This window comes from Streptococcus oralis (genome assembly GCF_003943415.1).
GTDB lineage: Bacteria > Bacillota > Bacilli > Lactobacillales > Streptococcaceae > Streptococcus > Streptococcus oralis_BJ.
In genome coordinates this window covers 87367-101515 of the sequence record NZ_RJPK01000003.1, presented here as the reverse complement: position 1 = coordinate 101515, position 14149 = coordinate 87367, and the positions used below count along the sequence as shown (strand labels likewise).

13 protein-coding genes are annotated in these 14149 nt (G+C 42.3%); 8 read left to right on the top strand and 5 right to left on the bottom strand.

Annotation, left to right across the window (positions count from 1 at the left end; genetic code table 11):
- Nucleotides 1–22: 22 nt before the first annotated feature.
- Both D8801_RS05125 and recJ read right to left on the bottom strand, forming a co-directional pair.
- Nucleotides 23–1684 carry a ribonuclease J gene (locus D8801_RS05125; RefSeq protein WP_125848332.1) on the bottom strand — a complete coding sequence of 554 codons (1662 nt, stop codon included), beginning with the start codon at nt 1682–1684 and terminating at the stop codon, nt 23–25.
- 173 nt (nt 1685–1857) lie between these two features.
- Complete coding sequence (gene recJ, locus D8801_RS05120) at nt 1858–4080, bottom strand: single-stranded-DNA-specific exonuclease RecJ (RefSeq protein ID WP_185758501.1); 2223 nt, start codon at nt 4078–4080, stop codon at nt 1858–1860.
- A 176-nt stretch (nt 4081–4256) separates the two neighbouring features.
- On the opposite strand from recJ, the gene D8801_RS05115 reads away from it, so the two are divergent.
- The 5 genes from D8801_RS05115 to D8801_RS05095 all read left to right on the top strand — a co-directional run bounded on the left by D8801_RS05115 (nt 4257) and on the right by D8801_RS05095 (nt 8090).
- Nucleotides 4257–5015 carry an amino acid ABC transporter ATP-binding protein gene (locus D8801_RS05115; RefSeq protein ID WP_001229587.1) on the top strand — a complete coding sequence of 253 codons (759 nt, stop codon included), beginning with the start codon at nt 4257–4259 and terminating at the stop codon, nt 5013–5015.
- Nucleotides 5016–5025: 10 nt separating this feature from the next.
- The gene (locus D8801_RS05110; RefSeq protein ID WP_125398912.1) at nt 5026–5820 is read left to right on the top strand and encodes a transporter substrate-binding domain-containing protein; all 795 of its coding nucleotides are present in this window, start codon (nt 5026–5028) and stop codon (nt 5818–5820) included.
- 12 nt (nt 5821–5832) lie between these two features.
- Nucleotides 5833–6510 carry an amino acid ABC transporter permease gene (locus D8801_RS05105; RefSeq protein WP_125398913.1) on the top strand — a complete coding sequence of 226 codons (678 nt, stop codon included), beginning with the start codon at nt 5833–5835 and terminating at the stop codon, nt 6508–6510.
- Between the two features lie 9 nt (nt 6511–6519).
- Nucleotides 6520–7179, top strand: coding sequence for an amino acid ABC transporter permease (locus D8801_RS05100; protein WP_000443891.1), 660 nt, complete (start codon nt 6520–6522; stop codon nt 7177–7179).
- A 128-nt stretch (nt 7180–7307) separates the two neighbouring features.
- A complete protein-coding gene (locus D8801_RS05095; protein WP_125848328.1) occupies nt 7308–8090 on the top strand; it encodes a DUF4037 domain-containing protein in 783 nt (260 codons plus the stop codon).
- Nucleotides 8091–8158: 68 nt separating this feature from the next.
- Here D8801_RS05095 and D8801_RS05090 read toward each other — a convergent pair whose 3' ends face one another.
- From D8801_RS05090 to D8801_RS05080, 3 genes are all read right to left on the bottom strand, one after another.
- Entirely contained in the window at nt 8159–9181 is a 1023-nt protein-coding gene (locus D8801_RS05090; RefSeq protein ID WP_125848326.1) for a YdcF family protein, read from the bottom strand.
- A 67-nt stretch (nt 9182–9248) separates the two neighbouring features.
- The gene (locus tag D8801_RS05085; protein ID WP_125848324.1) at nt 9249–9686 is read right to left on the bottom strand and encodes an Rrf2 family transcriptional regulator; all 438 of its coding nucleotides are present in this window, start codon (nt 9684–9686) and stop codon (nt 9249–9251) included.
- Between the two features lie 56 nt (nt 9687–9742).
- Nucleotides 9743–10585: a metallophosphoesterase family protein gene (locus D8801_RS05080; RefSeq protein ID WP_125848322.1), complete on the bottom strand. Its 843-nt coding sequence runs from the start codon at nt 10583–10585 to the stop codon at nt 9743–9745.
- 197 nt (nt 10586–10782) lie between these two features.
- On the opposite strand from D8801_RS05080, the gene D8801_RS05075 reads away from it, so the two are divergent.
- The 3 genes from D8801_RS05075 to thrS all read left to right on the top strand — a co-directional run bounded on the left by D8801_RS05075 (nt 10783) and on the right by thrS (nt 13997).
- Complete coding sequence (locus tag D8801_RS05075) at nt 10783–11157, top strand: hypothetical protein (protein ID WP_125848320.1); 375 nt, start codon at nt 10783–10785, stop codon at nt 11155–11157.
- Nucleotides 11158–11416: 259 nt separating this feature from the next.
- Entirely contained in the window at nt 11417–12043 is a 627-nt protein-coding gene (locus D8801_RS05070; RefSeq protein WP_185758506.1) for an adenylate kinase family protein, read from the top strand.
- Nucleotides 12044–12053: 10 nt separating this feature from the next.
- Entirely contained in the window at nt 12054–13997 is a 1944-nt protein-coding gene (gene thrS, locus D8801_RS05065) for a threonine--tRNA ligase (protein WP_125848316.1), read from the top strand.
- The last annotated feature ends 152 nt before the right edge of the window (nt 13998–14149 follow it).

Below are 14149 nucleotides of genomic sequence, written 5' to 3'. Positions count from 1 at the left end.
TTTTCTGTAGGTATTCTGCTTATTATTTTGCTTCCATCACGACTGGCAAGATTGCTGGGCGACGCTTGGTTTGATCAAAGAGGTACTTGGTCAGATTGTCACGAACCTTGCCTTTGAGATCTGCCCAATCAAAGTCATCACCTTGAAGATACTCTTCTACAGTTTGGTTAATCAATTCTGAACTTTCACGGAGAATATCACGGCTCTTCTTGAGGTAAACAAATCCACGCGTATGAACACGGGCCTTGGCCACAATTTTCTTCTCACGACGGTTGACAGTGATCGCCACGATAAAGATTCCATCCTCTGACAAGACCTTACGGTCACGAAGGACCACATTTCCAACATCCCCGATGGCATTTCCATCAATCAAGACATCACCTGCAGAAACTCCTCCAGCTGGAACAAAGTCCCCATGTTCATAAGACATGGTCGTTCCCTTTTTAGGGATGAAAATGCGCTCTGGCAACATCCCAACTGCCATGGCAGCCTTGGCATGCGCATCTAACTCACGGTATTCCCCTTGGATAGGGAAAAGGTATTTTGGTTGCAAGAGATTGATCATCAACTGCAAATCACGCGCATTTCCGTGTCCTGATACTCGCAAACTTTGGGTAATGAGTTTCACCACACCACCAGCTTGGTAGATCATGTTTTCAACACGCGCCATGACGGCTTCTTTGGCGATAGATGGAGTCGTTACGATATAGACCAAGTCCCCATCTTTGATTTCCACATAGCGGTGGCGACCGATAGACATCTTACGAAGTCCATTGATCGGTTCACCCATACGACCTGTCTCAAGAATAATCAACTCATGGTCTTCAAAACGAGACATTTCTTTTGGTTTGATCAAGAGACTTTCATTAGCTAGAGACAATTTTTTGAGACGAATCGCTGTTCGGACGATATTTTCAACATCAAAACCAGTCAAAACAACTCGGCGACCTGTATCTGCAGCCGCATCAAAAACCTGCTGGATACGAGAGAGGTTGCTGGCAACTGCTGCAACGATGATACGACCTTCCCAGTCTGCAATGGTCTGAGTAATTTCATCCCCAACTTCACTCTCGCTCGCCACCTGGATATTGCTGTCTGCATTGGCGGAGTCACTGAGGAGCGCCAAGACACCCTCACGACCAATCTCCGCCAAACGAGCAAAGTCTGTCGCATAAGATTCACTAGCTGTCTGGTCAAATTTGAAGTCACCTGTATAAACGATACTACCTTCAGCCGTCTTCAAGACAACTCCCAAACTTTCTGGGATAGAGTGAGTTGTACGGAAGAAGGAAACAACAGTTCCTCCAAAGTCAATCTCCGTATCCTCATCAATCACATGGAAGTCATTGAATTTCTTAACCGTATCATTTCCTTTGACAAAGAGTTTTGCCAACTCAATGGTCAACTCAGAGCCAAACACAGGCACCTTAGCCTCTGCCAAAAGATAAGGCAAGGCACCAATAGCATCCGCATGCCCATGGGTCAAGAAGACCCCAGCGATACGATCACTATTTTCAAAAAGGTAGTCCATGTTTGGAATGACGACATCAACCCCTAGTTGTTCATTTTCAGGGTATTTAAGCCCTGCATCCAAAACAAAAATTGAATTGCCAATCTCAGCAATGTACATATTTTTCCCGTTTTCTCGTACACCACCTAGTGTTGTTAAACTGATATTACTCATTTTCCCTCCGAAACTTAATTTATCTTGATTATAGGGTAGATTTACCCTTTTATTCTAAAAGTTCTAAAACTTTCAGCCGAATCTTTTCCTACCATTATACCATTTTTTTGATGATTTTCAAAATGAAGATTTGTTTCCAAAAAAGAGCTGGTTGCCCAACTCTGTCCTACCTTCTAGTTTTCTGCCATTAAAAAATCATACATTTCCTGCACCGTACCCAGCGCCATCATTTCTTGATCTTTAACGGTTTGTTTGAGATTTTGGTAAATCCGACTTTCTCCTATCTCTCGCTTTGGCGCTTCCTTATTGACTGTCATGACACCATCTTTGATTGTCACAAAGCCCAGTTCTTCAAAGACTTGAATCATCTTGACCAGCAAGATTTGTTGGATATTGAGATAAGCCGCCAAATCCTTAAGCTTGTAGCGAATATCAAACTCTGGGAACTGGTAAATAGTCTTGTACAATTTTGCAAACTGTTCTCTAGTTCCATAACCTGTCAGATAGTAGGCCTTGTCAATGTCGTTTTTGAAATAGACTGCAGAGAAATTTTGTTCCTGAAAAATGGTCTTCAACAGGGTGATATCTTCAGGAATGGTTTTTACAACCACAGCTTCACTGGTCGCTAGATCTGGCAACTCTCCAGAGAAATCCAAGACTGGAACCCCTTCTGGCAAGGCTGCGTTCTTCCCACGAATGTTAAAGAGTTGAACGCCTTCCACACGCGCATCCACCATCATCAACTGGAGGGCAGTTTGGCCATTCCATTGATTGACAGACAAGGTGACTGCCAATTCAAGATTTTTTGTTTGAGCAAACTCCGTCGCCCATCTGCCTTGACCAAAGGCCACCACTTCAAAACTCGCTTCACCCTTGGAAATTTTTAGTTTGAGATGAGCATTACCTGCCCCCATGGTACGGGCACTTTCAACCTGAAAATCCTTGATATAAAAGACAGGTTTCTGATTGTCCATTCCAAAGGGTGCCAAGCGCTCAAAACTCTTGACTGTTTCAAGACTCAAAGTCTCCAAGTCTAGCTCTTCATCTAGGTTTAACTTGTTCTTACCACCCGCATCTGCGCCTTTTTCACGGACATAGTCTTCCAAAACCTGAGATAAATCTGAGAGCTTCTCAACTTCCAGCGTCATTCCTGCTGCACCAGCATGGCCACCGAATGCGATGAAGAGATCTCGATGAGGATCCAGAGCTTCAAAAATATCGACTGCTTCCACACTACGAGCACTACCCTTGGCACGACCATCTTCTATATTAAGAACGATAACTGTCTGCCCTAGTTCTTCCAACAAACGACCAGCCACGATACCCAGAACCCCAGGATTCCAGCCTTCCTTGGCCAAGACCTGGACCTTCTTCTCAGGATCCACCATAGTCTTGGCTTCTTCATAGATTGACTGAACGATTTCCTTACGTTCTTCATTTTTCTGATGAATCATGAGGGCAATCTCATGAGCTTCCTCGTCGTCAAATCCAGTCAACAAATCAATGGCAGGATTGGGATCATCCAAACGCCCCAAAGCATTTAAACGAGGAGCAATCTGGAAACCAACCGTTTCTTCTGTCACTTCATTAGCAGAAATCCCAGCCATTTCCAGCATTTCTTGCAAGCCAATACGCTGAGTATGCCCCAGCATTTCCAGACCATATTGAACCAAGATACGGTTCTCATCCGTCAAGCTCACCATATCGGCAATGGTACCGATAGCAACCAAATCAAGCAGTTCCACTTGCACTTCCTCTAAAAGGGCGCAAGCCAGCTTGAAAGCCACTCCACAACCAGCCAAATATTTGAAAGGATAGTCCGCATCTGGATGCTCGGGATGAACAATCGCATAAGCATCTGGCAGGGTTTCCGGCATGGAATGATGGTCCGTCACAATAACATCCACTCCCATAGACTGGGCCAGTTCAATGGCCTCGTGACCAGCAACTCCATTATCCACTGTCACAATCAAGGAAATTCCCTCTTGCTCGATAAAGTATTTATAGACACTGGCATTGGGACCATAGCCATCGGTAAAGCGATTTGGCAGATAAACACGGCACTCGGCGCCAAGCTGTTCCAAACTTTCCTTAACAATAGAAGCTGAGGTCATGCCATCCGCATCGTAGTCTCCATAGATGAGAATGTTTTCCTCTTCTTCAATGGCCTGACGAATCCGTTCCACTGCCTTATCCATATCATGGAGCAGATAAGGGTCATGCAAGTCCTCCAAAGAAGGTTCTAAAAACTTCTTTAGACTTTCTTCATCCTGAATCCCTCTTTCAAATAATAAGCAAGCCACCTCAGGACCCAGCCCAGCCTTCTTGGCTATCTTTGTAAAATCCGCATCTTCAACCTGCGGGGCAAACTGCCATTCATAAGTAGGAGTTATCAAAAAGACATCCACTCTTTCTAAGAATTCTATCGCTTCATTATAACATGATTTAGGCTTTTTCTCTATCCTGATTGCTTTTTTATAAAATTTTAGTGAATTTTTTCAGATATGATTTGACAAGAACATTCTTTTGGTGTAGAATCATGTTATAAAATCTAACACAAAGGAGATCTCTCATGGCTTTAGTAGAATTTAAAAACGTCGAAAAATATTACGGAGACTACCACGCACTCCGCGACATCAATCTCCGTTTTGAAAAAGGACAAGTTGTTGTCCTGCTTGGACCTTCTGGTTCTGGGAAGTCCACTCTTATCCGCACCATCAATGGTTTGGAGGCTGTAGACAAAGGAAGTCTTCTAGTCAATGGACACCAAGTAGCAGGCGCTAGCCAGAAAGATTTGGTGCCTCTTCGTAAGGAAGTCGGCATGGTTTTCCAGCATTTCAACCTCTATCCACACAAAACAGTGTTAGAAAACGTGACATTAGCACCCATAAAAGTTCTAGGAATTGATAAAAAAGAAGCTGAAAAAACAGCCCAAAAATATTTGGAATTTGTAAACATGTGGGACAAGAAAGATTCTTATCCAGCCATGCTATCTGGTGGACAAAAACAGCGGATTGCCATCGCACGTGGTCTCGCTATGCATCCTGAGCTCCTCCTCTTTGATGAGCCAACATCTGCCCTTGACCCTGAGACTATCGGAGACGTTCTAGCTGTTATGCAAAAACTGGCACATGACGGGATGAACATGATCATCGTTACCCACGAAATGGGCTTTGCCCGTGAAGTTGCTGACCGTATCATCTTTATGGCCGATGGAGAAGTTTTGGTGGATACGACAGATGTCGATGACTTTTTCGACAATCCAAGCGAACCTCGTGCCCAGCAATTCCTCAGCAAAATTATCAACCACGAAAGTGATAAAGTCAAATAAGGAGGCACCTATGAAAAAGAAATTCTTTTTATCCGCATTATTAATTAGCCTTTTCAGCCTTGTTGCTGCCAAACCAGTTCAGGCTGACACCAGTGTCGCAGATATTCAAAAGAGAGGCGAGCTAGTTGTCGGTGTGAAACAAGACGTTCCCAATTTTGGCTACAAGGATCCCAAGACAGGGACTTATTCTGGTATCGAAACCGACTTAGCCAAGATGATTGCAGATGAGCTCAAGGTCAAGGTTCGCTACGTTCCTGTTACCGCTCAAACCCGTGGCCCACTTCTTGACAATGAACAGGTCGATTTGGATATCGCGACCTTTACCATCACAGAAGAACGTAAAAAACTATACAACTTCACCAGTCCCTACTATACGGACGCTTCTGGCTTTTTGGTCAATAAATCTGCCAATATCAAAAGCATTGAAGACCTAAATGGTAAAACGATCGGAGTTGCCCAAGGTTCCATCACCCAACGCTTGATTACCGAACTAGGTAAAAAGAAAGGTTTGAAGTTTAAATTCGTAGAACTTGGTTCCTATCCAGAATTGATTACTTCCCTTCACGCTCACCGTATCGATGCCTTTTCCGTGGATCGCTCTATCCTGTCTGGCTACACCAGTAAACGAACAGAACTACTAGATGATAGTTTTAAACCATCTGACTACGGTATTGTTACCAAGAAATCAAATACCGAGCTCAACGATTATCTTAATAACTTGATTACAAAATGGAGCAAGGACGGTAGTTTGCAGAAACTCTATGACCGTTACAAGCTCAAACCATCTAGCCATACCGCAGATTAAGGAGGACACCCCATGACAGATTTATCATCTTGGACAGCCTATTTTCAGGATTTTGGACAATTTTTCAATGGTTTCCTCTTCACTCTTGCCCTAGCTATTGGATCCTTTATCCTAGCTATGGTCTTAGGAATCATCTTTGGAGTCCTATCAACTAGCAAACATCAAATTTTAAGAATTTTGGCTCGTATCTTTGTCGAATTTTACCAAAATACTCCCCTCTTAGTACAGTTTGTCATCGTCTTTTATGGTTTGCCTCTTATCAGTGACCATACCATCATGATTCCGATTTATTGGACAGCTGTTCTCTGCGTGGGACTCTATCACGGCGCTTATATCGCTGAGGTTATTCGTTCAGGGATTCAGTCTATTCCTAGCGGTCAGATAGAGGCCGCCTTGTCTCAAGGTTTTACCTATATCAGCGCCATGCGCTTGATTATCTTGCCTCAGGCCTTCCGTATCATTCTCCCACCTTTGACCAACCAAATCGTTAACCTCATCAAGAATACCTCTACCGTCGCTATCATTTCTGGAGTGGACTTGATGTTTGTGACTAAGTCTTGGTCAGCTCTCAATGGAAACTATATTCCAGCCTTTTTAGGCGCTGCCCTACTCTACTTTGCCCTTTGCTTCCCTGTCGCCCAGTTTGGTCGCAAGATGGAGCAAGCCAATAAAAAAGCCTATTCACTTTAGGAGGTTACTATGGAATCTATTTTAGAAGTTTTGACCCCAGATAACCTAGTCTTTATCTTTAAAGGCTTCGGCTTGACCCTCTATATTTCTCTGATTGCCATTGTCCTTTCTACCCTTATAGGGACAGTGCTAGCCGTCATGAGAAATGGGAAAAACCCTGTCTTGCGAATCATCTCCAGTATTTATATCGAGTTTGTACGTAATGTTCCCAACCTTCTCTGGATTTTCACCATCTTTTTGGTGTTTAAGATGAAGTCCACACCAGCAGGTATTACTGCCTTTACCCTTTTTACCTCAGCAGCCCTGGCTGAGATTATCCGAGGTGGTCTCAATGCTGTAGATAAGGGCCAGTACGAAGCTGGAATGTCGCAAGGATTCACTTCAGCCCAAATCCTCTACTACATCATTCTCCCACAAGCAATCCGTAAAATGCTGCCAGCTATCATTTCTCAGTTTGTGACCGTGATTAAGGATACCAGTCTCCTCTACTCTGTTATCGCGCTGCAAGAACTCTTTGGCGCTAGCCAAATCTTAATGGGACGTTATTTCGAACCAGAGCAGGTCTTCAGTCTTTATATCTTGATTGCTCTGATCTATTTCAGCTTTAACCTAGCAATTTCAAGTCTGTCTCGTATGCTAGCCAAACGTTGGCAACAAGCTGCAGAATAAAAAGAATGTGAACTCGAAACAAGAGTTCACATTTTTTGTTATAAATGAAAAAGCAACAACTTAATGCTATGCAAACGTTTTACTTTTTGATAAAATGACTTTAAAACCATAAAGCAAGGAGAAAAATCATGATCCAAGAACTTTATAAAGAATTCTCTCAATTGGAACAAGTAGAAGCCATCGCTCTTGGTGGTTCTCGTGCAGGACAAAACTATGATCAAAATTCTGACTATGACGTTTATGTCTATCTCAACTCTCCTATAGATGAGACGATTCGCCAAAACATTCTGAGTAAGTACTGCTCTTATATGGAAATTGGAAACCAGTTTTGGGAACTAGAGGACGACTGCGTGCTAAACAACGGTGTCGAAATCGAGTTGATTTATCGTTCACTGGAGTCGTTTGAGCAAGAACTAAACTCAACTGTTTTTCAGCATCAAGCCCAAAACTCTTATACAACCTGTATGTGGCACAATCTACTCCATAGCAAAATCCTATACGATCCAAATGGACGCTATGCTTCTCTCCAAAAGACTTACCAGATTCCCTATCCTCAGGAACTTAAAAAACATATCATTGAAAGGCAACTCCTTTTACTAGAACAAGCCATGCCTGCCTTCTCTCATCAAATTGAAAAAGCTATCAAACGTCAAGATCTTATCAGCATGAATCATCGTACAAGTGAATTTTTTGCTTCCTACTTTGACTTGCTGTTTGCCCTCAATGAGCAAACTCATCCAGGTGAAAAACGAATGCTCGACTATGCTAAGAGCAATTGCGCTCTCCTCCCTAAACAATTTGAAGAAACTATTCGCGACTATTTCCAACTACTCTACCAACCGCAACAAGGAAAGCAAGCAGTCGTAACCTTACAAACTATCCTGAAGGAACTAAAAGCCATTTTGCCATAAGCAAAATTGAATAATAATGACTACATGAATTTTACAAAAAATCTCCTAACGGAGATTTTTTTCATATATTACCATAAAATACCCCTATAAGAGAAAATCAGAGCTAGAATCAACAAAACATAGAAGGCGATAAAAATCCATTTTATCTTCACACAGAGGGCAATATATTCTCTGATAAAGGCCGATGGGATATAGTAGGCGGCAGTACGACAACCAAGACCATCTCCCTTCATCCCAATACGGCGGGCATAGGNACTGGTACGAAAAACATGGTAATCATTGGTCACAAAGAGAAAACGTGGATTTGCTACCAGTTTCTCTCCCATTTCTTTTGAAAAGAAGAGATTCTCATAGGTTGTCGTTGAGGCTTCCTCTAGAAGAATGGCTTCTCTCGGAATGTCCGTCTCTTCCAATAAATAGTCGCAAATCGCCTGAGCTTCAGAAATTTTCTCGTCCCCACCTTGACCTCCACTGGCGATGAGTTTAACGTTGGGATTGGACGACTGACGATAAACCTCTACAGCCTTGTCAATACGGCTCTTAAGTAAGGGAGTTACTTTTTCTCCATTCAACAAGCCTGCTCCATGAATAATAATAAAATCATAATGTTTTTTCTTAGGAATAAAAAGATACAGAATAGAATAAAGTAGAAACCCTGCAAAGGCAAAACCAAAAATCAAATACGAATAAATCAGAAAGAAAAAGAAAATATTCACTAGATGATTGGTGTAGAAGAAGCCATTGGTATCGCTCATTCGGATTGCCATGATCACAAAAAAGAATAGAATCACGCAGCCTAATCCTAGAGACAAATAATTTGCCTTGGATTTTCCTTCTTTTTTCAATAACACAAATCCATTATAAATCAGGAAAAAGCCACTTAGAAAAACTAAAAGAGGTAGCAGGAGAAAAATCCCTGCAAAGAAAATCATGTGCACTTCTTCCTGTCCAGCTTCATAAAAAAGATTGGCAATAGACAGGTAAGAAAAGAGCAGAGATAAAAGCAAGAGAGCTGGATTCCAGAGACTGCGATTGTCCCTAAAAAATGAAATCAGAAAAAGTAGGACGAAAAATCCTGTAATAAAGTACATAGTCTTCTCCTTTGATGACAACATTGTACCATAATTATGGTAATAGAAAAAGAGGACTCTAGCCCTCTTACTTTGTCATTTTATCCTGAGCATCTGCCACAACCTGAGCCAGACTCGTCTGACGAAGCTGGTTTTCCATCGCTTCTTGGATATCCAGCAATTTTTGATCCAAAACTTCATGAATATTGGCCCCTACTGGACAGTTAGGGTTGGGATTATCATGGAAACTAAAGAGTTTACCAGATTGTCCTAAACATTCAACTGCCTGATAAACATCAAAAAGACTAATATCTTGTAAGTCTTTGAGAATCTCGGTACCGCCCGTCCCACGCGCAACTGATATCAGTTTAGCTTTTTTGAGTTGAGACAAGGTTTTGCGAATAATGACCGGATTGACCCCAACACTGGCCGCGAGAAAATCACTGGTTACCTTGCTCTCTTGACTCTTGATGGCAATGATGATTAACATATGAGTCGCAATCGTAAATCGACTTGAAATTTGCATCTTCTTCTCCTTTCACATCCTATCTGATACCCATTATACCCTTTTACGTTGTAATGTCAATCGTTACCACAATCCAGCCACGCATCCAACTCAGCATCATGCCCCTGTTCTTGGGCAATTTCATACAAAAGTTCCTGATTATGAGTATGGTGAATCCCATTTACCAAACTTTCATAGTAAATCTGGAAATAGGGGAGTTTTAAATCCTTAGCCAGCTGCAACTCGGCTTCTACATCATAATCCACTCGACGAAAATCAACATCAGACAAACCAGCCTCATCAAACTCTAAAATCATATATTGAGCCCGCAGGTCCTTACGCAACTTCGCATCTAAAAAGAAGGGTTGCCCAATCGAACCTGGATTAAGAATCAACTGTCCGTCACTTCCGTAACGAAGAAACTGTTGGTGGATATGGCCATACACTGCGATAGAAGCATGCGGTTCCGTCACCAATCTATCAAAATCTTCTTGTTTTCCCGTATGAATCAACTCTCTACCCCAGTTTTTATCAGGGAGATGGTGAGTGATTCCTACCGTCAAATCACCAAACTGACGATGAACTTGCATAGGTTGATTGTTGAGGTCTTCGATTTCTTTAGGGCTAATTTCTTCTAAGATATACTGGCATTGGCGCAGGAGATATCGATGACTCGCTTTTGTAGGATCTAGCTTGCGATGCAAACCACGCCAGAGACTGTTCTCCCAATTTCCCAGCACTCTTGCAGTGATGGGCAAGCTAGCTAAGAGATCCAATATCCTTCTACGTCCTGTTCCAGGCATGAGAATATCTCCCAAAAGCCAATACTCTTCTACCTCTGCCGCTCTTGCATCAGCCAGTACGGCTTCCAGAGCTGTCATATTTCCATGTATATCTGAAAGAACTGCTATTTTAGTCATTCTTTCTCCTCATTTCCTCTTACTTCTTTTGTTAGTATTATAGCAGAAAACACTCCAAAAAATCGCTATCACTGCTTACCTAATTAACTTGTAAGGGTTTGCAAATTGTGCTATAATATAGGTAGAGAGTTCCCCTTCATTTAGGATTATGTGGTCTTCAACATCTCTCTATTTTTGCAGATTGGAGGACTATTGCCATGCGGAAATATCTTAAGTATATCCCATACTACCTTGTCATATTCTTCTTTTACTGGCCTCTCTATGAGTTGCTGTTACTGCTGATTTCTGACCCTTATACACTGAAAGGGCTCTACATTAACAACATCATCTTCTTTTCACCTTTGGCAACCTTCATCGTATCCCTTCTTTATAGCTACCGTTTCCAATTCTCACTGTGGTGGCTACTCGGTATTGGTCTGCTCTATTGCTTTACCATCATCACTTTCAATGAATTCATTCTCGTTTATTTCCTAGCTTATGAACTCTTTGCCCTACTTGGTATGGCTTCAGGTTCAGGTATTAAATATATGCTCCAGCAAGGAAAAAATAAAAAACTTTTACAAAATCCTTGAAAATTCTCGCAATCATGCTATAATAATGCATAGAGACAAGTCACTTAGTCCCTTTCTACTAGAGAGTGCGTGGTTGCTGGAAACGCATAGAGAGCCTAAACTGATACTACTCAACTGACTTTTATGAAAACATAAAACGGTGGCCACGTTAAAGCCAATCAGAGGTGTTCCTCTTTTTTGAGGAACATAAATGAAGGTGGAACCACGTTGCGACGTCCTTTCGAGGATGTCGTTTTTTGTTTTGTCAGAAGGAGGAAGAATAATGCTATATATGATTGGCGGATCGCCTTGTAGTGGAAAATCAACAATTGCCTCACTTCTTGCTAGACAGTATCAACTACTTCATATCAAACTGGATGATTTGGTGGAAGAGATGATGAGTCAAGCAAGTGCAGACTCACAGCCGATTTGCCTTCTGAGACAGGACAGAAGTCCAGAACAAATCTGGATGAGAAATCCAGAAGAGATGGCAGATGAAGAATGGCGCTTTTATGAAGAGATTTTTCCTTATGTAAAATCTTACTTGATAAAAAATCAAAACAGACCTCTCTTGGTAGAGGGAGCAGGACTTTTGCCTCACTTGGTAAAGAAGCTTGAATGTCCAGCGTCTTCCTATCTATGCTTGACTCCAACAGCCGATTTTCAAAAAAAGCACTATAAACAGAGAGAATGGGTTCCTTATGTCTTAGAGGGTACAACCAACCCTGAGCAAGCTTTTGAAAACTGGATGCAACGAGACATTCTTTTTGCTCAAATGGTTCGTAAGGAAGCGGTGTTATTAGGCTATCCTAGCCTCGTAACAGATGGTAGTCAATCAGAGAATCAGAATGCGGAAGAAGTTGCTCGGCTCTTAAAATTGTCCAACAAAAATAGAATAAATATTTAAGGAGAAAACTATGGTTAAGATTACTTTCCCAGATGGCGCTGTTCGTGAATTCGAATCTGGCGTAACTACTTTTGAAATTGCCCAATCTATCAGCAATTCCCTAGCTAAAAAAGCTCTTGCTGGTAAATTCAACGGCAAACTCATCGATACGACTCGTGCTATCACTGAAGATGGCTCTATCGAAATCGTGACACCTGATCACGAAGATGCCCTTCCAATCTTGCGTCACTCAGCTGCTCACTTGTTCGCCCAAGCAGCTCGTCGCCTTTTCCCAGATATTCACTTGGGTGTTGGTCCAGCTATCGAGGATGGCTTCTACTATGATACGGACAATACTGCTGGTCAAATCTCTAACGAAGACCTGCCTCGTATCGAAGAAGAAATGAAAAAAATCGTCAAAGAAAACTTCCCATCTATTCGTGAAGAAGTGACTAAAGATGAAGCGCGTGAAATCTTCAAGAACGACCCTTACAAGTTGGAATTGATTGAAGAGCACTCTGAAGACGAGGGTGGTTTGACGATTTACCGTCAAGGTGAGTACGTAGACCTCTGCCGTGGCCCACACGTGCCTTCAACAGGCCGTATCCAAATCTTCCACCTGCTCCATGTAGCAGGTGCTTACTGGCGTGGAAATAGCGACAATGCGATGATGCAACGGATCTACGGTACAGCTTGGTTTGACAAGAAAGACTTGAAGAACTACCTTCAAATGCGCGAAGAAGCTAAAGAACGTGACCACCGTAAACTTGGTAAAGAGCTTGACCTCTTCATGATTTCACAAGATGTTGGTCAAGGACTTCCATTCTGGTTGCCAAATGGTGCGACTATCCGTCGTGAATTGGAACGCTACATTGTCGACAAGGAAATCGCTGCAGGCTACCAACATGTTTACACTCCACCAATTGCCTCAGTGGAACTCTATAAAACTTCTGGTCACTGGGATCACTACCGTGAAGATATGTTCCCAACTATGGACATGGGAGACGGTGAAGAGTTTGTCCTCCGTCCAATGAACTGTCCTCATCATATAGAAGTTTATAAACACCATGTACACTCATACCGTGAATTACCAATCCGTATCGCTGAGATTGGCATGATGCACCGATATGAAAAATCTGGCGCCCTTACAGGCCTTCAACGTGTACGCGAAATGTCCCTAAATGATGGTCATACTTTTGTAGCTCCAGAACAAATTGAGGAAGAATTCAAGAAAATTCTTCAATTGATTATCGACGTGTATGAAGACTTTAATTTGACAGATTACCGTTTCCGCTTGTCTTATCGTGACCCAGAAGATAAACACAAATACTTTGACAACGATGAGATGTGGGAAAATGCACAACGCATGTTGAAAGCAGCTATGGATGATATGGAACTGGACTACTTTGAAGCTGAAGGTGAAGCAGCCTTCTACGGACCAAAATTGGATATCCAGGTTAAAACTGCCCTTGGTAAAGAAGAAACCCTCTCTACTATCCAACTTGACTTCTTGCTTCCAGAACGCTTCGACCTCAAATATATCGGAGCTGATGGCGAAGAGCACCGTCCTGTTATGATTCACCGTGGGGTTATCTCAACTATGGAACGCTTCACAGCTATCTTGATTGAAAACTACAAGGGTGCCTTCCCAACATGGCTAGCACCACACCAAGTAACCCTCATCCCAGTATCTAACGAAAAACACGTGGACTACGCATGGGAAGTTGCTAAGAAACTCCGTGACCGTGGTGTCCGTGCAGATGTGGATGAGCGCAATGAAAAAATGCAGTTCAAGATCCGTGCTTCACAAACCAGCAAGATTCCTTACCAATTGATTGTTGGGGATAAGGAAATGGAAGACGGAACAGTCAATGTTCGTCGCTATGGCCAAAAAGAAACACAAACTGTCCCAGTAGATGAGTTTGTAGCAGCAATCCTTGCTGATATCGCCAACAAATCTCGTGTTGAGAAATAAAACGATCACTGTCTGAGAAACATTTTTCAGTAAGAAAAAGCAACAACTATTTCAGTTGTTGCTTTTTTATATTTTATTTAACCTGAGCTAGTAGTGATTGGTCAAACCACCACAAATGGTATCCTCATCAACAATCCTTTCTATCCACTAAC

Bases quoted from the DNA above. Each gene is read 5' to 3' on its own strand.
- D8801_RS05125 (WP_125848332.1), bottom strand. From the start codon at position 1,684: ATGAGTAATATCAGTTTAACAACACTAGGTGGTGTACGAGAAAACGGG.
- D8801_RS05115 (WP_001229587.1), top strand. From the start codon at position 4,257: ATGGCTTTAGTAGAATTTAAAAACGTCGAAAAATATTACGGAGACTAC.
- D8801_RS05110 (WP_125398912.1), top strand. From the start codon at position 5,026: ATGAAAAAGAAATTCTTTTTATCCGCATTATTAATTAGCCTTTTCAGC.
- D8801_RS05105 (WP_125398913.1), top strand. From the start codon at position 5,833: ATGACAGATTTATCATCTTGGACAGCCTATTTTCAGGATTTTGGACAA.
- D8801_RS05100 (WP_000443891.1), top strand. From the start codon at position 6,520: ATGGAATCTATTTTAGAAGTTTTGACCCCAGATAACCTAGTCTTTATC.
- D8801_RS05095 (WP_125848328.1), top strand. From the start codon at position 7,308: ATGATCCAAGAACTTTATAAAGAATTCTCTCAATTGGAACAAGTAGAA.
- D8801_RS05085 (WP_125848324.1), bottom strand. From the start codon at position 9,686: ATGCAAATTTCAAGTCGATTTACGATTGCGACTCATATGTTAATCATC.
- D8801_RS05080 (WP_125848322.1), bottom strand. From the start codon at position 10,585: ATGACTAAAATAGCAGTTCTTTCAGATATACATGGAAATATGACAGCT.
- D8801_RS05075 (WP_125848320.1), top strand. From the start codon at position 10,783: ATGCGGAAATATCTTAAGTATATCCCATACTACCTTGTCATATTCTTC.
- thrS (WP_125848316.1), top strand. From the start codon at position 12,054: ATGGTTAAGATTACTTTCCCAGATGGCGCTGTTCGTGAATTCGAATCT.